The 20203-nt window shown below is 60.9% G+C and carries 16 protein-coding genes and 1 tRNA gene; 11 read left to right on the forward strand and 6 right to left on the reverse strand.

Going from position 1 to position 20203, the window contains the following annotated elements; all coding sequences use genetic code 11:
- Nucleotides 1-58: 58 nt before the first annotated feature.
- The 4 genes from uvrY to JQF37_RS01595 all read left to right on the forward strand — a co-directional run bounded on the left by uvrY (nt 59) and on the right by JQF37_RS01595 (nt 3257).
- Nucleotides 59-700: a UvrY/SirA/GacA family response regulator transcription factor gene (gene uvrY, locus JQF37_RS01580; protein ID WP_008015884.1), complete on the forward strand. Its 642-nt coding sequence runs from the start codon at nt 59-61 to the stop codon at nt 698-700.
- A gap of 1 nt (nt 701) precedes the next feature.
- On the forward strand, nt 702-2525 hold the full coding sequence (gene uvrC, locus JQF37_RS01585) for an excinuclease ABC subunit UvrC (protein ID WP_130211425.1): 1824 nt from the start codon (nt 702-704) through the stop codon (nt 2523-2525).
- 32 nt (nt 2526-2557) lie between these two features.
- Nucleotides 2558-3118, forward strand: coding sequence for a CDP-diacylglycerol--glycerol-3-phosphate 3-phosphatidyltransferase (gene pgsA / locus JQF37_RS01590; protein WP_047529703.1), 561 nt, complete (start codon nt 2558-2560; stop codon nt 3116-3118).
- Nucleotides 3119-3181: 63 nt separating this feature from the next.
- Nucleotides 3182-3257 (forward strand) — tRNA-Gly (locus JQF37_RS01595).
- Between the two features lie 465 nt (nt 3258-3722).
- On the opposite strand, the gene mhpT is transcribed toward JQF37_RS01595, so the two are convergent.
- Entirely contained in the window at nt 3723-4952 is a 1230-nt protein-coding gene (gene mhpT, locus JQF37_RS01600; protein ID WP_130211424.1) for a 3-(3-hydroxy-phenyl)propionate transporter MhpT, read from the reverse strand.
- A 308-nt stretch (nt 4953-5260) separates the two neighbouring features.
- On the opposite strand from mhpT, the gene JQF37_RS01605 reads away from it, so the two are divergent.
- Nucleotides 5261-6586 carry an OprD family porin gene (locus JQF37_RS01605; RefSeq protein ID WP_130211423.1) on the forward strand — a complete coding sequence of 442 codons (1326 nt, stop codon included), beginning with the start codon at nt 5261-5263 and terminating at the stop codon, nt 6584-6586.
- 5 nt (nt 6587-6591) lie between these two features.
- Here the strand turns inward: JQF37_RS01605 and JQF37_RS01610 are convergent, their stop codons facing one another.
- On the reverse strand, nt 6592-7080 hold the full coding sequence (locus JQF37_RS01610) for a MarR family transcriptional regulator (RefSeq protein ID WP_130211422.1): 489 nt from the start codon (nt 7078-7080) through the stop codon (nt 6592-6594).
- A 212-nt stretch (nt 7081-7292) separates the two neighbouring features.
- Here JQF37_RS01610 and JQF37_RS01615 point away from each other — a divergent pair, with 212 nt between their 5' ends.
- From JQF37_RS01615 to JQF37_RS01640, 6 genes are all read left to right on the forward strand, one after another.
- A complete protein-coding gene (locus JQF37_RS01615) occupies nt 7293-8123 on the forward strand; it encodes a p-hydroxycinnamoyl CoA hydratase/lyase (protein WP_047529695.1) in 831 nt (276 codons plus the stop codon).
- Nucleotides 8124-8234: 111 nt separating this feature from the next.
- The gene (locus JQF37_RS01620) at nt 8235-9683 is read left to right on the forward strand and encodes an aldehyde dehydrogenase (RefSeq protein ID WP_130211421.1); all 1449 of its coding nucleotides are present in this window, start codon (nt 8235-8237) and stop codon (nt 9681-9683) included.
- Nucleotides 9684-9786: 103 nt separating this feature from the next.
- Nucleotides 9787-11670 carry a feruloyl-CoA synthase gene (locus JQF37_RS01625; RefSeq protein ID WP_130211420.1) on the forward strand — a complete coding sequence of 628 codons (1884 nt, stop codon included), beginning with the start codon at nt 9787-9789 and terminating at the stop codon, nt 11668-11670.
- A complete protein-coding gene (locus JQF37_RS01630; protein ID WP_130211419.1) occupies nt 11667-12908 on the forward strand; it encodes a thiolase family protein in 1242 nt (413 codons plus the stop codon). Before JQF37_RS01625 ends, JQF37_RS01630 begins: the two co-directional genes overlap by 4 nt.
- 43 nt (nt 12909-12951) lie before the next feature.
- Entirely contained in the window at nt 12952-14706 is a 1755-nt protein-coding gene (locus tag JQF37_RS01635; RefSeq protein ID WP_130211418.1) for an acyl-CoA dehydrogenase, read from the forward strand.
- A 54-nt stretch (nt 14707-14760) separates the two neighbouring features.
- Nucleotides 14761-15474, forward strand: coding sequence for a GntR family transcriptional regulator (locus JQF37_RS01640; RefSeq protein WP_047529686.1), 714 nt, complete (start codon nt 14761-14763; stop codon nt 15472-15474).
- Between the two features lie 6 nt (nt 15475-15480).
- Here JQF37_RS01640 and JQF37_RS01645 read toward each other — a convergent pair whose 3' ends face one another.
- From JQF37_RS01645 to JQF37_RS01660, 4 genes are all read right to left on the reverse strand, one after another.
- The gene (locus JQF37_RS01645) at nt 15481-16431 is read right to left on the reverse strand and encodes a PDR/VanB family oxidoreductase (RefSeq protein WP_130211417.1); all 951 of its coding nucleotides are present in this window, start codon (nt 16429-16431) and stop codon (nt 15481-15483) included.
- Nucleotides 16432-16460: 29 nt separating this feature from the next.
- Nucleotides 16461-17522 (reverse strand): aromatic ring-hydroxylating dioxygenase subunit alpha, encoded by a 1062-nt coding sequence (locus tag JQF37_RS01650; RefSeq protein WP_130211416.1) that lies wholly within the window; start codon nt 17520-17522, stop codon nt 16461-16463.
- A gap of 162 nt (nt 17523-17684) precedes the next feature.
- A complete protein-coding gene (locus JQF37_RS01655) occupies nt 17685-17978 on the reverse strand; it encodes a hypothetical protein (RefSeq protein WP_189340517.1) in 294 nt (97 codons plus the stop codon).
- Between the two features lie 60 nt (nt 17979-18038).
- Nucleotides 18039-20126, reverse strand: coding sequence for a TonB-dependent receptor (locus tag JQF37_RS01660; protein ID WP_130211415.1), 2088 nt, complete (start codon nt 20124-20126; stop codon nt 18039-18041).
- Nucleotides 20127-20203: the final 77 nt, after the last annotated feature.

Raw genomic sequence — 20203 nt, forward strand, 5'->3', positions numbered from 1 at the left:
CAGTTGCTTTTTGCTAAGGTGTCGGCAACCCAATAAGACCATATCGCGAGGTGTCTGCTTGATTAGGGTTCTAGTAGTCGATGACCATGATCTCGTTCGTACAGGCATTACACGAATGCTGGCTGACATCGATGGCCTGCAAGTGGTTGGCCAGGCTGAGTCGGGTGAGGAATCCCTGCTCAAGGCGCGTGAGCTGAAACCTGATGTGGTATTGATGGATGTAAAAATGCCCGGTATCGGTGGCCTTGAAGCCACGCGCAAATTATTGCGCAGTCATCCGGACATCAAAGTCGTAGCCGTGACCGTGTGCGAGGAAGATCCGTTCCCTACACGCCTGTTGCAGGCCGGTGCTGCCGGGTACCTGACCAAGGGCGCCGGGTTGCCGGAAATGGTCCAGGCCATCCGCCTGGTGTTCGCCGGGCAGCGCTATATCAGTCCTCAGATTGCCCAGCAATTGGCGATCAAATCCTTCCAGCCGACCAACGATTCTCCCTTCGATGCCTTGTCGGAGCGGGAAATACAAATCGCGCTGATGATTGTCGGCTGCCAGAAAGTCCAGATCATCTCCGACAAGTTGTGCCTGTCGCCGAAGACCGTGAACACGTACCGTTACCGCATTTTCGAAAAGCTTTCGATCAGCAGTGATGTCGAGTTGACGCTATTGGCGGTTCGTCACGGCATGGTCGATGCCAGCCTCTGAAATGACTGATAATTTTGATCCAGGCGCCTTTCTGTCGACCGTCAGCGGGCGTCCCGGTGTGTATCGCATGTTCGACAGCGATGCGCGCCTGCTCTACGTCGGCAAGGCCAAGAACCTCAAGAATCGCCTGTCGAGCTACTTCAGGAAAACCGGCCTGGCGCCCAAGACCGCTGCGTTGGTGGCGCGAATCGCTCAAGTCGAAACGACCATTACGGCCAACGAAACCGAAGCCCTGTTGCTTGAGCAGACGCTGATCAAGGAATGGCGCCCGCCCTACAACATCCTGCTGCGTGACGACAAATCCTACCCTTATGTTTTCCTCTCGGATGGCCAGTTCCCGCGCTTGAGCATTCATCGCGGCGCGAAAAAGGCCAAGGGCAAATATTTTGGTCCGTACCCCAGTGCCGGCGCGATTCGCGAAAGCCTGAGCCTGTTGCAAAAGACCTTTTTCGTCCGGCAGTGTGAAGACAGTTACTACAAGAACCGTACGCGCCCTTGCCTGCAATACCAGATCAAGCGCTGCAAGGCGCCTTGTGTCGGTCTGGTGGAGCCTGAGGTGTACGCCGAAGACGTGCGACACTCGGTGATGTTCCTCGAAGGTCGCAGCAATGCACTGAGCGACGAGTTGTCCGCTGCAATGGAAGAAGCGGCGATCAATCTCGAGTTCGAGCGCGCTGCGGAGTTGCGCGACCAGATCTCGTTGCTGCGTCGGGTTCAGGATCAGCAAAGCATGGAAGGCGGGACGGGCGATGTCGATGTCATCGCGGCGTTCGTCAATCCGGGCGGTGCCTGTGTTCACTTGATCAGCGTGCGTGGTGGGCGAGTACTGGGAAGCAAGAACTTCTTTCCGCAGGTCGGTATCGAAGAGGACGTTTCCGAAGTCATGGCGGCGTTTCTCGGCCAGTATTTCATCAGCAGCCCGGAACGCGACTTGCCGAGCGAGCTGATCGTCAACGTGGTTCACGAAGACTTCCCGACGCTTATTGCGGCCATTGACGAGCTGCGCGGTCGCGAACTGACCATCAGCCATCGGGTGCGTGGCACACGAGCGCGCTGGCAGCAATTGGCTGTGACCAATGCCGAACAGGCACTGGGCGCGCGCCTGGCCAACCGCCAACACGTTGCCGAACGCTTTGAAGCCCTGGCGCAGGTGCTGAAACTGGACGAGCCGCCTCAGCGCCTTGAATGCTATGACATCAGTCACTCCAGCGGTGAGGCCACCGTCGCCTCTTGCGTGGTATTCGGCCCTGAAGGCCCGATCAAGTCCGACTACCGCCGCTACAACATCGAAGGCGTTACCGCAGGTGATGACTACGCGGCGATGCACCAGGCGCTGACCCGGCGCTTCAGCAAGCTGAAGGACGGGGAGGGCAAACTGCCGGACATTCTGCTGGTGGATGGCGGCAAGGGGCAGTTGTCCATGGCGCGAGATGTGCTCAATGAGCTGGCGGTACCGGATCTGATCCTGCTCGGTGTGGCCAAGGGGGCAACGCGTAAGGCCGGTTTCGAAACCCTGTACCTCAATGACGCCGCTCACGAGTTCACGTTGCGCGGCGACTCCCCCGCACTGCATTTGATCCAGCAGATTCGCGACGAAGCTCACCGCTTTGCTATTACCGGGCATCGCGCCCGTCGTGGCAAAACCCGACGTACGTCTACACTGGAGGGCGTTGCCGGCGTTGGACCGACACGTCGCCGCGATTTGTTGAAACATTTTGGTGGATTGCAGGAGCTGTCTCGTGCCAGCATCGACGAGATCGCCAAAGCCCCCGGGATCAGTAAAAAGCTCGCAGAGTTGATTTATGCAAATCTGCACAGCGAGTAGAATGCCACCTCACCTCGTAGCCAGTTGTGCCGATGAATATCCCTAATCTGATTACCGTTCTACGCGTCCTGCTCATCCCGATCTTTATTTTACTGTTCTACCTGCCTTACCAATGGAGCTACGTGGCGTCAGCCTCTGTCTTCGCATTTGCCGCTGCCACGGACTGGCTGGACGGGTATCTGGCCCGCCGTCTTGAGCAAAGTACCCCGTTCGGGGCTTTTCTCGATCCCGTTGCCGACAAGTTGATGGTTGCCGTTGCCCTGGTGCTGTTGGTACAGGAACACGGCAACCTCTGGCTCACGCTGCCGGCTGCCGTCATCATCGGTCGAGAAATCGTTGTATCTGCCCTGCGGGAGTGGATGGCCGAACTCGGTGCCCGCGCGCACGTCGCGGTGTCCAACCTGGGCAAATGGAAAACCGCCGCGCAAATGCTGGCGCTGGTGATCCTGCTGGCCAATCCGTCGGATTTCAGCTTCTGGGTCCTGATGGGGTATGCCTTGCTGATGGTGTCTGCCGGTCTGACATTGTGGTCCATGGTCCAGTACTTGCGGGCTGCCTGGCCGCATCTGAAGACCGACGTAGAAAAAAAATAAAACTTTTTTGAATCAAGGGGTTGACGGGGCTTCTGAATTCTATAGAATGCGCCACACCAAGACGCGGGAATAGCTCAGTTGGTAGAGCACGACCTTGCCAAGGTCGGGGTCGCGAGTTCGAGTCTCGTTTCCCGCTCCAAACATAGCGCTGCATATTTCAACTGAAGTGTGCGGCGATCGAAAAAAGGACCTTCGGGTCCTTTTTTCGTTTCTGCAGGAATCACTCAAGTCCAGCACCACCCAGTGTGTTAAGTCCCGACTTGAATTCGGACGCGCACTGAATCGGTTTGTTGCTGGAGCAGCTTGGATAACGAGATGAGCATCTGGCGCTGAAACCCTGCAGACTGGGCCTGAGGGCAGGGCGCCATGGCGCGCACTCGAGATCTTGGCCTTAGAGCGTTGTCGCAAGGCAAGCCCGAGGCCGCCCGGTCCACTAATCCGGGCGGTCCTGGGTTTTTTCGCACGATCAGTGGCGAATCATCACCGGCTTCAGCTCGGTGCAATCCTCAATAAAGGCGCGACCAAGCGCTCGGCCACCATGCTGATCAAGCTGATCATCGAGCAGGTGCAGTGCTGGTGTCCGAGGGGTTCTGTTACGCCTGTTCTAGGCTTCGGTGTGTCGGGCAGTGCCAAGCTCGGGCGGGCTCAGCGGCGCCGTCCGAATCATGACGCTGATGATGGTCAGCGCGGCGATCACCACCCCGGGGGAAGTCGCCAGCAGTACCCCGGTGGTGCCCGCACCTGCCGCGAGAAGTTGCCCGGCCGCGAGCGGTCCGGCCACCGAGCCCAGGCGGCCGATGGCCACGGCCGCACCGACACCGGTGGCGCGTACAGCGGTTGGATAGGAGGGCGGTGCCGAAGCATAGAGCACCAGTTGTGCGGCCATGACGAACAAACCGGCGGCGAAACCCGCGATGGCCATGGGTACGATGCCCGCCGACAACCCGACCCCAGCCAGCGCCGCTAACAATCCCGCGTACACGAACAACACCACTTTGAGGGCATTGCAACGGTCCAGCAGCACGCCGCCGAGCAGCGACCCAAGTGCACCGCCGATGTTGAATAGCATCTGCACGATGCCCGCCTGGGGTTTGCTGAAACCTTGTTCCAGCAACAGCGAAGGCAGCCAATTAAGCAGCATGTACATCACGGTCAGGGTGAAGAAGTAGCTGAGCCACAACGCCAGCGTAGTGCGCGCACGCCCTTCACCGAACAGCGCCTGGCCGGTGGAGGAGCGCGCGCTGAGGGGGCTTCCTCGCTGCTGGCGAAAGGCATTGGATTCAGGCAGCAGCAGGATCATCAACGGCACAGCCAGCAAGGGCGCCAGGCCGCCGATGACAAACGTTGTCTGCCAGTGTTCACTGGAAAACATCGCCACCACCGCCGCCAATGCGCCACCCAGTGGCACGCCACAGTACATGACGCTGATGGCGGTGCCTCGGTTGCGTTCGCTTGCCGCTTCGGCGCACAGGGCGATCAGGTTGGGCAGCGCGGCGCCCAGTCCCAGGCCGGTCAGAAAACGCACCAACAGCAGGCTTGAGTAGGTTTCGACAAACGCGGTGCTCAGGGAAAACAGCCCGAACAACAGCACGGCGAGCACCAGGATTTTCTTGCGTCCGATTCGGTCGGCGACCCAGCCGCCGAAGAACGCCCCTGGCAGCAGGCCAATGATGCCGATGCTGAATACCCAGCCGAGCATCTTCGGGTCCAGCGCAAAACTCTGGCGCAACCCTGCGGCGGCGGTTCCGGCGGCTTGCAGATCGAACCCATCGATCAGCGCAACGATAAAGCACAACGCAATAGTCAGCGTCGAACGACGCGATGGACTGTCCATGGGCAAACCTCATTGTTGTTTTTGTTGTGGTGGCGAGCGCGATTGGCTGCTGGCAATTAAGATAACAAATATAACTAAAAAATGAATGTCGTATAAAAAAATAAAAAAACATCAAATAAACACAGTAAATTCATATGCTTATCGTGAGTTTCAATATTGGACAGAAAAATAGATATGAATATTAATGTACGATTATCGGCTATTAGCTGTTGACGAGAACCGTCGGCTGTTTCCATTCTTTGTCCGCGAAGCCGAGAGAGCCGAGCGTGTGTCACCCCAAAAACAACAACAAAAAATGGACATCGAATATGCCAGAACTCCCTTTGAAGGGCGCCGTTGCAGTGGCGTCCACCTCCAGTGTGTCGAACCGTACTCCACACCTGATCAGCGCGTTGCTGATGTTGAGTGTCCTGCCCACCCCGTTGTGGGCGGCGGGATTTATCGATGACAGCCACGGTACCTTGACCTTGCGCAATTACTACTTGGACCGTGACTACAAGGACGACGGTGCGAAGACCGCCGCGCGGGAATGGGCCCAGGGATTCATCCTCAACCTGGAATCGGGCTATACCCCAGGCCCAGTGGGTTTTGGCCTGGATGTACGAGGGCTGATGGGGGTCAAGCTCGACTCTTCACCGGACCGCAGCGGTACCGAGTTATTGCCGGTTTCGGCCAGCGACAAGCGTGCCGCCGATGAATATTCGCGCCTGGCGCCAACCGCCAAGCTGCGGTTTGCACAAACCACTGTGAAGACCGGTGACGTGTCGATCTTCCTGCCGTTCGCCTTCGCCAGCCCGTCGCGTCTGTTGCCGCAAACCTTTCGCGGCACCACCTTGAGCTCCAGGGACATCGACGGCCTGACCCTCAATACCGGCTACATCGACCGCATCAACAAACGTGACTCCACCAACTACCAGGCCATGACCATCGCCGCGCCCAACCGGCGCTTCAACGCGACCGCAACGACCTCGCACCTGGCTTACGTCGGCGGTGATTACCAGGTCAATAAAGACCTCAGCCTGCGCGCCTATCACTCGGAGGTGGCGGACCTCTACCAGCAGGACACCCTGGCGTTGCTGCACAATTTGCCCTTGGGCGATGGCGTGCTCACCAGCGACCTGCGCAGTTTCTTCAGTCGAGAGGATGGCAGTGCCAAAGCGGGGAACGTGGACAACCGCAATCTCTCGGCGCTGTTTGGCTACCGCCTGGGCGGTCACCGGTTCAGCCTTGGCTATATGCATTCCAGTGGGGAAACGGCCACGCCTTACATCTCCGGGACTGAGCTGATGGGCATGAGCGAACTGACCATGAGTTCGGACTTTCTCAACGCCAAGGAGCACACCTGGCAGGCGATCTACGACTATGACTTCGCGGCATCGGGTGTGCCGGGCCTGAGGAGCCGGCTGCGTTATGTACGCGGTGACAACATCGAGCTGGCGGCTTTCAATGCCGAGGATCGCAAGGAGCGCGAGTTCCAGATGGAGCTGGGCTATGTGATCCAGAGCGGCCCGTTGAAGGACGTCGGGCTGGTGGCGCGCAAGTCGATCTACCGCAACGACTTCCCGGGCGGCGCGGCTTTTCGCGATGAAAACCAGACCCGTTTCCTGGTGCTCTATACCCTGGCGCTCTGGTAAGCCTGTCAGTCCTGATACACCTTCTTCAGCAAGCGCAGCAGCTCTTCACGTTCCTGACCGTCAAGGGCTGCGGTGGCTTCAAGGTCACTCTGTGCGGCGATCTCTTTGAGCTCTTTGAGCAGGGTTTCGCCGGTCTTGCTGAGGAAGATTCCGTAGGAGCGCTTGTCCGGCTTGCAGCGCACGCGCACGGCAAGGGCGCGGCTTTCCAGCTTGTTTAGCAGGGGCACCACCTGGGGCGGCTCGATCGCCAGGGCCCGAGCCAGGTCCGCCTGCATCAGGCCGGGGTTCTGCTCGATGATCGCCAGGGCCGAGAACTGAGCGGGGCGCAGGTCGTGATCGGACAGTCGAGCGATCAGGTTCTGGAACAGCTTGAGCTGGGCGCGACGCATGGCGTAACCGATCAGGTCGTCCAGAGCCGAATCCAGCGGCACACGCTCCTCGGTGATGTCCGGCGGGGCCTGGTTGGCGTCGGCGATGTGGGAAGGCTTGGCCATTAACAGTGCAATCCTCAAAGATGGAAATTAAGAAGGCTATCTAGTTTGACGAGATTGGCGAGCGCTGGCTATGCCGTCTTTTCAAAGCGCCTGAAAAGCTTAGGTCTTACAACGTGAAAAAAATGGTTATTTAGCATAATAGTTAATTGACATAACTAATATTGCGGTTTAATTTCGAATCATCTTCACACCAAGAACAAGAGCGTACCGCCATGAGCAATTACGAAGGCCGTTGGACCACCGTCAAGGTTGAGATCGAGGAAGGCATCGCCTGGGTCATTCTCAATCGCCCGGAAAAACGCAACGCCATGAGCCCGACCCTGAACCGGGAAATGATCGACGTGCTGGAAACCCTGGAGCAGGATCCGGCCGCCGGCGTGCTGGTATTGACCGGTGCCGGCGAAGCCTGGACCGCCGGCATGGACCTCAAGGAATACTTTCGCGAGGTGGATGCCGGCCCGGAAATCCTCCAGGAGAAAATCCGCCGCGAAGCTTCGCAATGGCAGTGGAAACTGCTGCGCATGTACGCCAAGCCCACCATTGCCATGGTCAACGGCTGGTGCTTCGGCGGCGGCTTCAGCCCCCTGGTGGCGTGCGACCTGGCGATCTGCGCCGATGAAGCCACCTTTGGCCTCTCGGAAATCAACTGGGGCATCCCGCCGGGCAACCTGGTGAGCAAGGCCATGGCTGACACCGTGGGCCATCGCCAATCGCTGTACTACATCATGACCGGCAAGACCTTTGGCGGGCAGAAAGCCGCCGAAATGGGCCTGGTCAATGAAAGCGTGCCCCTGGCTCAACTGCGCGCAGTGACCATCGAACTGGCGCGTAACCTGCTGGAGAAAAATCCGGTGGTGCTGCGCGCCGCCAAGCACGGCTTCAAGCGTTGCCGCGAGCTGACCTGGGAGCAGAACGAGGATTACCTCTACGCCAAGCTTGATCAGTCGCGCTTGCTCGACACCGAAGGCGGTCGTGAGCAGGGCATGAAGCAGTTCCTCGACGACAAGAGCATCAAGCCCGGCCTGCAGTCGTACAAACGCTGAGGCCTGTCAGCGAACGGCGGGCGTTTCTCGCTGTTCGCTGCCGCGCCCTGGCGCTACGGTGACACCGTTTCAATGCATTCCCCCCGATAAAGACAATAAAGAGGAATCACCATGCTGGACGTGCCCCTGTTGATCGGCGGCCAGTCGTGCCCCGCCCGCGACGGTCGAACCTTCGAGCGTCGCAACCCGGTGACCGGCGAGGTCGTCTCGCGGGTTGCCGCCGCGACCCTGGAAGATGCCGACGCTGCTGTCGCGGCCGCCCAGGCGGCGTTCCCCGGCTGGGCCGCGCTGGCCCCCAACGAACGTCGCACCCGGTTGCTCAACGCTGCCGAGCAACTGCAGGCGCGTAGCGCCGAATTCATTGCCGCCGCCGGCGAGACCGGCGCCATGGCCAACTGGTATGGCTTCAACGTTCGCCTGGCGGCCAATATGCTGCGCGAAGCGGCGTCGATGACCACCCAGATCACGGGTGAAGTCATTCCTTCCGATGTGCCTGGCAGTTTTGCCATGGCCCTGCGTCAGCCTTGCGGCGTGGTGCTGGGTATCGCGCCCTGGAACGCTCCGGTCATCCTTGCCACTCGCGCCATAGCGATGCCTCTGGCCTGCGGCAATACCGTGGTACTCAAAGCCTCGGAGTTAAGCCCGGCGGTGCACCGCCTGATTGGCCAGGTATTGCAGGACGCCGGTCTGGGCGATGGCGTGGTCAACGTCATCAGCAATGCCCCGGCGGATGCCGCCGCGATTGTCGAACGGCTGATAGCCAACCCGGCTGTGCGGCGGGTCAACTTCACCGGTTCCACCCACGTTGGGCGGATTGTCGGCGAACTCTCGGCGCGTCACCTCAAGCCGGCCTTGCTGGAACTGGGCGGCAAGGCGCCGTTGCTGGTGCTGGACGACGCGGACCTGGACGCGGCGGTTGCTGCGGCGGCGTTTGGTGCCTACTTCAACCAGGGGCAGATATGCATGTCCACCGAACGCTTGATCGTCGACGCCAAGGTCGCCGATGCGTTTATCGCCAAGCTCACCGCCAAGGTCGCGACCCTGCGCGCAGGCGATCCTGCTGCGCCGGATTCGGTCTTGGGATCGCTGGTGGACGCCAGTGCCGGTACGCGCATCAAAGCCCTGATCGACGATGCCCTGGCCAAGGGGGCGCGGCGGGTGGTGGGCGGTCAACTGGACGGCAGCATCCTGCAGCCGACCCTCATCGATGGCGTCACCGAAGACATGCGTTTGTACCGCGAAGAGTCCTTCGGCCCAGTGGCGGTTTTGCTGCGTGGAGACGGTGATGAAGCACTGCTGCGCCTGGCCAACGACTCCGAATTCGGCCTGTCGGCGGCGATCTTCAGTCGTGACACCGGGCGTGCGCTGGCCCTGGCGCAGCGGGTGGAGTCGGGCATTTGCCATATCAATGGCCCGACCGTTCATGACGAGGCGCAGATGCCCTTTGGCGGGGTCAAGTCCAGTGGTTACGGCAGCTTTGGCGGCAAGGCCTCGATTGAGCATTTCACCCAATTGCGTTGGGTGACCTTGCAGAACGGACCACGGCACTACCCGATCTGAGCCGGCGTCGCCGCTTCGTGCAGGTCATACATAACAATAACAACGCGGCATCCACGATTCGCCCCAGCGGCGTCCGTCGGCATGCCCTTTGGAGGACATCCCTGTGAGTTCCGAATTCAGATCGCAACCCCAGCCCGAGCAACCTGCGCCGAGATACCGCGAGGTGTCCATCGGCCGCGCACCGGTGGAGGTTACTGAAGAGCAGGGCGTGCTGCATATGCGTTCCCTGGAGCCGCTGGCCGCGTTGCCGGCGCGCTTGCTCGATCGTCTGGTGCATTGGGCCCGGGTGCGTCCCGAACAGACATTCATTGCCGCACGCCAGGCCGGTGGCGATTGGCGCCGTGTCACCTATAGGGAAATGTTGGAGAGCGTGCGGGCGATTGCTCAGAGCCTGCTGAGTTATGGGCTCTCGGCGAATAAACCGCTGGCGCTGCTGTCGGGCAACGACATCGAGCATTTGCAGGTGGCCCTCGGTGCCATGTACGCCGGTATTCCTTACTGCCCGGTGTCGCCGGCGTATTCGTTGTTGTCCCAGGATTTCGCCAAGCTGCGGCATGTATGCGACCTGCTGCAACCGGGGCTGGTGTTCGTCAGCGATGGCGTGGCCTACCAGCGCGCGATCGACGCCGTGTTGCCTGCCGAGACGCCGCTGATCACTGTGCGCGGTCAAGTGCCCGGGCGCGCCCAGGTCAGCTTCGCCAGCCTGCTGCAAACCCCGGGCGGCAGTGCCGCCGACCAGGCATTCGATGCCACCGGCCCGGACAGCATCGCCAAGTTTCTTTTCACCTCGGGCTCGACCCAATTACCCAAGGCGGTCATCACCACCCAACGCATGCTCTGCGCCAACCAGCAAATGCTCTTGCAGACGTTTCCGGTGTTCGGTGAAGAGCCCCCGGTGTTGGTGGACTGGCTGCCGTGGAATCACACCTTCGGTGGCAGCCATAACGTGGGCATCGTGCTCTATAACGGTGGCACCTTTTACCTCGACGATGGCAAACCCACGGCCCAGGGGTTTGCCGAAACCCTGCGCAACCTCAAGGAAGTGTCGCCCACGGCCTATTTGACGGTGCCCAAGGGCTGGGAAGAATTGGTCAACGCCCTGGAACAAGACGCCGAGTTGCGCGAACGCTTTTTTGCGCGAATGAAATTGTTTTTCTTCGCCGCCGCCGGCCTGTCGCAAAGTGTCTGGGATCGCCTCGACCGTGTGGCCGAGCTGCACTGTGCAGAACGCATTCGCATGATGGCCGGGTTGGGCATGACCGAAGCCGCACCGTCCTGCACCTTCACCACCGGGCCATTGTCCATGGCCGGCTATATCGGTTTGCCGGCGCCGGGCTGCGAGGTGCGCCTGGTGCCGGTGGACGGCAAGTTCGAAGGGCGCTTTCGCGGGCCGCACATCATGCCGGGGTATTGGCGGGCGCCCGAGCAAACCGCCGAGGCGTTCGACGAACAGGGCTTCTATCGTTCGGGCGACGCGCTCAAGCTCGCCGACCCCCATCAGCCGCAACTGGGGCTGATGTTCGACGGGCGAATCGCTGAGGATTTCAAGCTGTCTTCAGGGGTGTTTGTCAGTGTCGGTCCGCTGCGCAATCGCGCAGTGCTCGAAGGCTCTCCCTATGTGCAGGACTTGGTGATTACCGCGCCGGACCGTGAATGCCTGGGAGCCCTGGTGTTCCCCAGGCTCTACGAGTGCCGCCGGCTGGCGGGCTTGAACGCTGACGCCAGCGACGCCGAAGTGCTGGAAAGTGCCCCGGTGCGCCAGTGGTTTTTCGACTGGTTGCAGCGGCTCAATCGCGTGGCAACCGGCAATGCCAGTCGCCTGGAATGGATTGCCTTGCTCGACGAGCCTGCGTCCATCGATCGCGGGGAAATTACCGACAAAGGTTCGATCAACCAGCGCGCGGTATTGCAATGGCGCGCGGCCAGGGTCGAAGCGCTGTATCGCGGTGAAGATGCCACGATTCTGCGTGCCGGGCCCAAGCCTTGAGCGGTGTGGGGCAGTATTCGGCGTTTGCCGATGCGGCGATTTTCGAGGCGGTGCGCACACCTTGGGTCGATCTTGGCGGCTCCTTGTCACAGGTGTCGCCCATCGACCTGGGGATCAAGGTTGGCCGTGAGGTGTTGGCCAGGGCTGGGGTTGACCCCCTGGCGGTGGACAGCGTGCTGGCCGGCTCCATGGCCCAGGCCAGCTTTGATGCCTACTTGTTGCCTCGGCATATCGGGTTGTACGCCGGTGTGGCGCAAACGGTTCCTGCACTGGGGGTGCAGCGCATCTGCGCCACCGGGTTCGAGCTGTTGCGCCAGGCCGCTGAACAGCTGCGCGATGAGGTGCAACTGGCCCTGTGCGTGGCCAGTGAATCCATGTCACGCAACCCGATTGCGGCCTACACCCACCGGGATGGGTTTCGTCTCGGCGGCGAGGTGCAATTCAAGGATTTTCTCTGGGAGGCTCTATACGACCCGGCCCCGGGACTGGACATGATCGGCACCGCCGACAACCTTGCGCGTCGCTATGGCCTGAGTCGCGAGGTCGTGGACCGTTACGCCTGCGATAGCCATCAGCGCGCATTGCAGGCGCAGCGTGACGGCGCCTGGGTTGAAGAGATCGTGGCGGTAGATAACCAGGTGTTCGAGCTCGAGGGGTATCGGCCGAGGGGCATCAGCCTGGCGCGTCGGGCCAGTGCCGTCACCCAGGACAGCCACCCACGGCCCACCGACCTTGCGGCCCTGGCGCGCTTGCGTGCCGTGCATGCCGATGGAGTGCAAACTGCCGGCAACAGTTGCGCAGTGGTCGATGGTGCGGCGGCAGCGCTGGTGGGGCGTGCTTCGGCCTGCACGCGTCCGGCGCTGGCCCGGCTGCTGGCCAGCGCGGTGGTCGGCGTGGCTCCGGAGTTCATGGGGATCGGCCCGGCGCCGGCGATCCGTCTACTGCTGCAGCGCAGCGGGTTGAACCTGGGTGACATCGGCCGTTTCGAGATCAACGAAGCGCAGGCGGCCCAGGTACTGGCGGTGGCCCAGGAACTGGAACTGGACAGCGCCCGGCTCAACGTCCAGGGCGGCTCCCTCGGGCTGGGGCATCCACTGGCCGCCACCGGCCTGCGCCTGGTCATGACCCTGGCCCGGCAGTTGCGCGAGCACAACCTGCGCTATGGGATTGCCGCTGCGTGTGTGGGCGGTGGACAGGGCATGGCGTTGTTGATCGAGAACCCGGCGTATCGCGCCTGAGCTTTTAAGCGGCATTACTTCTTCTTATCCGATGAGGTTTCCCATGTGGAACTATCAGGCGCCCCTGCGCGACATGCAATTTGTGCTTGAACACTGGCTGCAAGCACCCCGGGCGTGGAGTCGTAGTCCAGCGTTCGAGGCGCTGGACATGTCATTGGCCGTTCAGGTATTGGCGGAAGCCAGTCGATTCAGCCAGGGTGTACTGGCGCCCTTGAACGGCAGCGGTGATCGTCAAGGTTGCCGCTGGGTCGCAGGCCAGGTCAGCACGCCAGAGGGTTTTGCCGAGGCCTATCGGGCCTATGTCGACGGTGGCTGGCCGGCGCTGGCATGCGCCGAAGGGCTGGGCGGCCAAGGGTTGCCGCAACTGCTCGACGCGGCGCTGCAAGAGATGCTGTACGCCAGTAATCACGCTTGGGCCATGTACACCGGGATTGCCCACGGCGCCTATCTTTGTCTCAAGACCCACGCCGCGCCCTGGTTGCAGGCGCGCTACTTGCCCGAGATCGTCAGTGGTCATGTCTTGCCCACCATGTGCCTGACCGAGCCGCAGGCCGGCAGCGATGTCGGGCTGCTGCGTTGTCGCGCGACCCCCGAAGGCGACGACAGTTATCGCCTGCATGGCAACAAACTATTTATTTCCGGCGGTGAGCACGACCTCACGGCCAATATCCTGCACCTGGTGCTGGCGCGTCTGCCAGATGCGCCGCCGGGCAGTCGCGGCATTTCACTGTTTCTGGTACCCAAGCTGCTGGACGATGGTCAAGTCAATGGTGTGCGGTGTGACGGCATTGAGCACAAGATGGGCATCAAGGGCAGTGCCACGTGCTCCCTGGTGTTCGACGGCGCCCAGGGCTGGCTGATCGGAGATGCCCATCGCGGCCTGGCGGCGATGTTCGTGATGATGAACTCGGCGCGCCTGCATGTCGGCCTGCAAGGCCTGGGGCATGTCGAGGCGGCGTGGCAGAACGCTCGGCAGTACGCCGCCGAGCGCTTGCAAATGCGTGCGCCTTCTAGGCCGCAAGGGGTGCCGGTCCAGGCGGCTGACCCCATCCGCTATCACCCGGCCATGCGCCGCGTGTTGCTGGAGTTGCGCACTACCAGCGAGGGTATGCGAGCCATCGGCTATTGGGCCGCGCATTTGCTGGACCAGGCCGAGCATGACCCTGACCCGCAGGCGCGGGAGTGCGCCGGCCAACTGGCGCAGTTGCTGACGCCGATCATCAAGGCGTTTTTCACCGACCAGGGTTTTCGTCAGGCGAGCAATGCGTTGCAAGTCTTCGGCGGTTATGGCTACGTTGCCGAGTTCGCCATTGAGCAAACGCTGCGCGACAGTCGCATCGCGATGATCTATGAGGGCAGCAACGAAATTCAGGCCAATGACCTGCTGCTACGCAAGGTGCTGGGGGATGACGGCCGTGCCTTCGGCCTGCTGCTGGCAGCATTGCGCACCGAGGCCGAGCACGCTGGCCAATGCGCCGAGGGTGCAGGTTTTGCACGCGCCCTGGGCAGCCTGTGCGACTCGTTGGCCAGTGTGGTCAAGGCCATACGTGAACGGTCGCTGGAGGACATTGAGTACCCCTATCGGGCTGCACCGGACTTTCTCCAGTTATGTGGTGTCGCGCTGTTGGCCATGGCATGGACGCGTGCCGCGCGGGTGTCCAGGGCGTTGCCCGAAGACGATCCGTTGCGTGCCGCCAAGCTGCAAAGCGCCGGGTTCTTTTTCGATTACCTGCCCTCCCGGGTGACGCAGCACCTGAGCGCGATAGACGGTGCGCGCGCAGCGCTGGCGTTCATCTGACGGGGGCAGTCGCTTGCGGTACTATGGCGGCCCACGTTTCTGGAAGCCGCCCGGATGAGTAAACCCGGTCAATTGGTGCTGGTTGCACTGCGCAAAATGATCGCCAGCGGGGAGCTGGCGGCCGGCGAGCGCCTGATGGAAATCCCCACGGCGCAGCTGTTTGGTGTGTCGCGCATGCCCGTGCGCATGGCATTCCGTACCCTCGAACAGGAAGGACTGCTTGTGCCGTTTGGCGGGCGCGGGTATCAGGTTCGTTCAGTCAGCCCAGACGACATTGCCGGCGCCGTCGAAGTGCGTGGCGTGCTCGAAGGCCTGGCTGCGCGTCAAACCGCCGAGCGCGGTTTATCCGATGAAGCGCGTGCGGCCCTTGAGCGCTGTCTGGTTGAAGGCGATCAACTGTTCGAAAAGGGCTATGTGACCGAGGACGACCTCGAGGTCTATCACGATCTGAATATGCGTTTTCATCAGGTCATCGTTGAAGGTAGCCACAACCCGGCGATTGCCGATGCACTGGCACGCAATGATCATCTACCGTTCGCGTCGGTGACCGCGCTGGCGGTGGATCGCGAGGACATGGTTCGCGAATACCGCCGTTTCAACTATGCCCATATGCAACATCACTCGGTGTTTGATGCCCTGATCAATCGCCAGGGCGCGCGGGCCGAAGCCATCATGCGCGAGCACGCCAACGCGACCTTGCGTTATGCCGAGATCTTTAGCGCAGCCACCGCCAGCGCGCGAATGAAGGTCATTTTGCCCACGCCGTGAGGCATTTCAGATATCGAGCACCAGCAGCGGGGTTTTCGCGCGTGAGCAGCAGGGCGTGAACTGGTCGTTGAGGGCTTGTTCCTGCTCGGTGAGGAACAGGTCGCGGTGTTCCGGTATGCCTTCGAGCACGCGGGTCATGCAGGTACCGCATACCCCTTGTTCGCACGACACGGCAATCTCGATACCGTGGCGTTCCAGGACCTGGACCACCGTCTTGTCGGCGGGTATGTCGAAGACCTGACCGCTACTGGCAACCTTCACCGAAAAAACGCCGTCGAGGCTGCTGTCCACCGGCGCCGCCGCGAAGTACTCGCGATGCAGGCAGTCCTCCTGCCAGCCCTGGGCTCGGGCGCTATCGAGCACATGTTGCATGAAACCGCCGGGGCCGCAGACATACAGGTGCACGTTGTCTTCGGGCGCCGCCAGCACCTGGGCGGCTTTCAAGGCCGTGTGGGGTTGCTCATCGAAATGCAGGAACACCCGCTCGGCAAATGTCGACGCCTTGAGGCGCTGTACAAACGCCGCGCGTTCTTCGGCGCGGGCGCAATAATGCAAGTGGAAGTCGGCACCGACATGCGCCAGCCGTTCGGCCATGCACAGGATCGGGGTGATGCCGATGCCGCCGGCAAACAGCAGGCTGCGTCGGGCGTCGTGCGCCAGGGGGAACAGGTTGCGCGGTTCGCTGATCTGCAGGCGGGCACCCTCATGAATCTGGTCATGCAGGCTTTGGGAACCTCCTCGCGAGGCCGGATCCTTGAGCACGCCGATCAGGTAGCGATGCCGTTCTTCAGGGTGATTGCACAGGGAGTATTGCCGGATCAGCCCGTTCGGCAGGTGCACGTCGATATGCGCGCCGGCACTGAAGGCCGGCAGCGGGTGGCCATCGACGCTGGCCAGTTCATAGCTGCAAATGTCCCGGGCTTCGTTGTTACGGGAAACCACCACCACTTCGATCATGTTAAGTCCTCGCAGAGTTGTCGCGCCGTTCAGGCGGTGGTCGTGGTGATCAGTTGCGGTTCGACGGCGCGTTCCTTGGCGATCAGTCGCTCCAGAATCTTGCGTGACTGTACGCCGCCGGCATCGATATTCAGCTTGAGCAGGTTACGTGTCGGGTGGGCCAGCAGATTCTGTTGCTGGCGCTCGAGCATCTCCAGGTCCTCGCTGAAAATCTTGCCCTGGCCTTCGCGAATGCTGGCGGTCAGTGCTTCGTCGTGGGGGTTGAAGTTGCGCGCCATGCCCCAGAAATACCAGATCGAGGTCTCGGTTTGCGGGGTGATGAAATCCACCACGATGCTCGCGGCCTTGTGCTCGGGTGCGGCGTGGTAGCCGCCTTTGCCGGCGTGGGCCACGCCGACTTCGATCAGCACATGGCTGGGCGGGGTGAAGCGGCAGATCTGCCAGCGATCCACCGGCACATCGTCGGCGAGGTTATTGCCACGCAGGGCCATGCGCCAGAACGGCGGGGCCATGATGTTTTCCATATGTCGGGCGGTCACCACTTCATCGCCTTCGACCGTGGTCACGGGCGGTGCTTCGTCGATTTCCTTCTGGCCGATGCTGGAGGCGTGGACATAGGTTTCGTGGGTCAGGTCCATCAGGTTGTCGATCATCAGGCGGTAATCGCACTGGATGTCAAACAGGCCGCCGCCATAGGCCCACTGGTCACTCACCGCCCACTCCAGGTGATGGATCAGCGCGGGGTCGGCCAGGGTCTGATCGCCGGGCCACACCCAGATGAAGCCATAGCGCTCAACGGCGGCAAACGTCTTGTTGCACGGAAACCCCCGCACCCGCTGCCCGGGCATTGCCACGGTCTTGCCGTCACTCCCCATGACCAGTCCGTGGTAGCCGCAGACCAGGTTGCCGTTGTCGACATAGCCCAGCGAGAGCGGTGCGCCGCGATGCGGGCAGAAGTCTTCGACAGCCACAACCGCGCCTTGCTGGCCACGATAAAACACCATTTTTTCACCGCAGATCTGCCGACCCAGTGGTTTTTGCGCAATTTCATCGGGGGTGCAGGCGACGTACCAAGTGTTCTTGGGGTACATGGTGACTCTCCAGTTAACGGATTGTTTTTATTTAATGGATCCATTAAATAAGCCGCTGGATGGAGAGTCAATCTTTTATCGGTGAATTATCGGGCGATTATCGGTAGATTTTGTTTTAGTGGATCCATTAGCGGTTGGTTCAGTAGCGAATCATCGCCGATTTCAGTTCACGGCGCGCATATGGACTTGGCGCCCAGGCAAAACCGGACCAACGAACGGCACGTCGCTACAAAAGGCGTGTTTGTTGTTTTTGCGAAAGTCGGCGATGGTTTTGAAGTCGAATTTGAGCCGATTGAACAGCCACATCACTTCGAGGTTGCGCCCCTCGTGTTTCGGGGCGCTGGTCTCGATAGCCCGGTTTAACCCGGAACCTCCCGCTTCAATTGGCCGCCGAGTCGGATGTCCAGCCAGGGCGCTGGATTGAGATGTGGCGGGAGCGTTACCTTCGTTGTTCAAGTTTCGCTCCCCCGCCCTCGGATCCAGGCCGTAAACATTGAGCCCAAGCGACTCGTCAATTTAGAAATCCAGGGTCACCCCGGTATACAGCGCTCGCCCGTCACCCGGCGAGTGCAGCGAGGCCTTGGCACCGTCGGGGTCATACCAGACGTATTCATAGTAGCGGTTGGTCAGGTTTTTCAATTGCAGATCGACACTGACGGACCGGGTCACTTGGTAGGTGGCGCCGAGGTTCATCAAGACATAGCCGCCGTAGGTCCCCTTGGTGTTCTCGCGCTCCAGGTAGTAGTTGGTCTGGCCATTCATCCAGGCCGTCAATTGCAGGGCAGGCGTGGCCTGGTAGCTGACGCCGGCGTTGTACAGGTGATGAGGGATGTGGTCGATTTCCTGGCCTTTGCTGTTGGGCAAGGTCGAGCTCGGCTGGAGGATTTTCGAATACTGCCAGGAGTAGGCCATCCAGATGTCGGTGCGCTCGTTCGGGTGCAGGTTCATCTGCGCGTCATAGCCCCAGCGCCGGGTTTCGCCCACGTTATCCGATTCGCCACTGGGGTCGTTGAGCCGACGACTGACTTCGCCACTGGCCTCCTGTTGCCAATAGGCCACGCGGCCGTCGATCCAGTCCGCCGGGGTGAACTTGATGCCGGTTTCCCAGCCATCGTTGATGGACGGGGCCAGGTCGGTATTGCGCGGTGGAATCTTGTAGGCCGCCGCGCCTGTGCCCACCTGGAAGGTGCGGCCCCAGTTGGCATAGACGCTGGCTACGTCCCACGGCGAATACACCACGCTGAGCTTGGGTTGTTTGATCAACCCGTAGTCATTGATGTCGTAGTCCATGCCGGTCATTTCGTTGGTGAAATCACCCTGGATCTTGTCGACGCGATACGCCGGGACGATCTTCAGCGAATCGAACGGCTTGATCTCGGCCTGTACGTAGGCGCCGTAGGTGTCGAAGTCGAATTGCTGATCACGGGTTTGTGCCAGGCGCGCACGGTCCCTGGTGCGGTAGCGCTCGCTCTTGTTCTGTTGCTGCTGCATGTCCGCGCCGCCTTCCAGGGCGAAGTCATGCAGCCAGTTGACCTCAGGACGCCAGGTCAGGGAGGTGAGGGCGCCGTATTGGGTTTCGTAGGTGTCGCGCTCTTGCTGGGCGCTGGTGCTCCAGTATTGCGTCCAGCGCCGGTCGTCGAAGGTGTTGACGTAGGTTTTTGCCGACCAGGCCAGTGTGTCGGCCAGTTCGGTGTCGAAGTGCACGCTGACCTGGTTCATCCGCCGCGTGCCTTTGTCGGTGGCGTTGTAAGTGTTGGTCATGGTCGGGTGTTGGTGAGCATCCTCTTCACTCAAGTAACCGGGTTCCTGCGCCTCGGTTTCGTAGTGACGGGCGATCAGGCCGATGCGGTAACTATTGTCGTCCGGGGTGTAGAACCATTTGCCGGACATCGAATACCTGTCCGCCTCGGCGTGATCGCGATAACCGTCGGACTTCTGGTAGGCGAAGAAGTAGTTCTGCGTCCAGTTGCTGCCTTCGATGCCCTTGGCCAGTTGAGTTTCCTGGGTGTTGTAACTGCCGTAGCGAACTCGTGCCTTGGTGTAGTCGCCGCCAGTGCGGGTCAGCATATTGACGTTGCCGGCGATGTTGTTCAGGCCATAGCGCGCATCGCTGGTGCCGCGCACCACCTCGATGCTGTCCAGTTCCATGGGGAAAATCATGTCCATGTACGGCATGTTGCCGTCGTTACTGTTGCTCGGGATGCCATCGATCAGCAGCTTCACCGCGTTGACCTCGCCTTCACCGTTGAACCCGCGAAAGGAAATCTTTCCGGAAGTGGTGCCCTGGTTGAACTCGGTGAGCATCACTCCGGGGGCGCGACTGAACAGTTCCCAGCTGTAGTTGACCGGCATCTTTTCCAGAATGTCGGCGCCAAGGATATCCACCGAGCTGAGCACGCTGCTGGTGCTCAGAGGGCCGCTGCTGCCGGTGTTGCCCTGGACCGTCACGGTGCCCAGGGTCAGGGTCGAGTCTTCGACCTTGGGGGTTTCTGCGAGGGCGCAAGGCAACGGTGCCAAGGCGAACAGACCGCACGTCAGCAGCGAGCATTTGAAAGGAGACACGGGCACAGCCTTTGCGCGAAGCAAAGTCGTAAAAGCAGGCATAACTCAGACTTCCTGATGACCAAGAGCTTTCCCGGGGAGCGCATTGGTGTGCACAACGCCCAGGCAATAGAAACCAC

Origin of the sequence: Pseudomonas sp. MIL9 (assembly GCF_016887925.1) — a bacterium.
Classification (GTDB): Bacteria; Pseudomonadota; Gammaproteobacteria; order Pseudomonadales; family Pseudomonadaceae; genus Aquipseudomonas; species Aquipseudomonas mohnii.

What these genes read in the sequence shown, in the direction of transcription:
- JQF37_RS01660 (WP_130211415.1), bottom strand. Translation starts at nt 20,126, where the DNA reads ATGCCTGCTTTTACGACTTTGCTTCGCGCAAAGGCTGTGCCCGTGTCT.
- mhpT (WP_130211424.1), bottom strand. Translation starts at nt 4,952, where the DNA reads ATGGACAGTCCATCGCGTCGTTCGACGCTGACTATTGCGTTGTGCTTT.
- JQF37_RS01605 (WP_130211423.1), top strand. Translation starts at nt 5,261, where the DNA reads ATGCCAGAACTCCCTTTGAAGGGCGCCGTTGCAGTGGCGTCCACCTCC.
- JQF37_RS01620 (WP_130211421.1), top strand. Translation starts at nt 8,235, where the DNA reads ATGCTGGACGTGCCCCTGTTGATCGGCGGCCAGTCGTGCCCCGCCCGC.
- JQF37_RS01610 (WP_130211422.1), bottom strand. Translation starts at nt 7,080, where the DNA reads ATGGCCAAGCCTTCCCACATCGCCGACGCCAACCAGGCCCCGCCGGAC.
- pgsA (WP_047529703.1), top strand. Translation starts at nt 2,558, where the DNA reads ATGAATATCCCTAATCTGATTACCGTTCTACGCGTCCTGCTCATCCCG.
- JQF37_RS01645 (WP_130211417.1), bottom strand. Translation starts at nt 16,431, where the DNA reads ATGATCGAAGTGGTGGTGGTTTCCCGTAACAACGAAGCCCGGGACATT.
- JQF37_RS01635 (WP_130211418.1), top strand. Translation starts at nt 12,952, where the DNA reads ATGTGGAACTATCAGGCGCCCCTGCGCGACATGCAATTTGTGCTTGAA.
- JQF37_RS01640 (WP_047529686.1), top strand. Translation starts at nt 14,761, where the DNA reads ATGAGTAAACCCGGTCAATTGGTGCTGGTTGCACTGCGCAAAATGATC.
- JQF37_RS01650 (WP_130211416.1), bottom strand. Translation starts at nt 17,522, where the DNA reads ATGTACCCCAAGAACACTTGGTACGTCGCCTGCACCCCCGATGAAATT.
- uvrC (WP_130211425.1), top strand. Translation starts at nt 702, where the DNA reads ATGACTGATAATTTTGATCCAGGCGCCTTTCTGTCGACCGTCAGCGGG.
- JQF37_RS01615 (WP_047529695.1), top strand. Translation starts at nt 7,293, where the DNA reads ATGAGCAATTACGAAGGCCGTTGGACCACCGTCAAGGTTGAGATCGAG.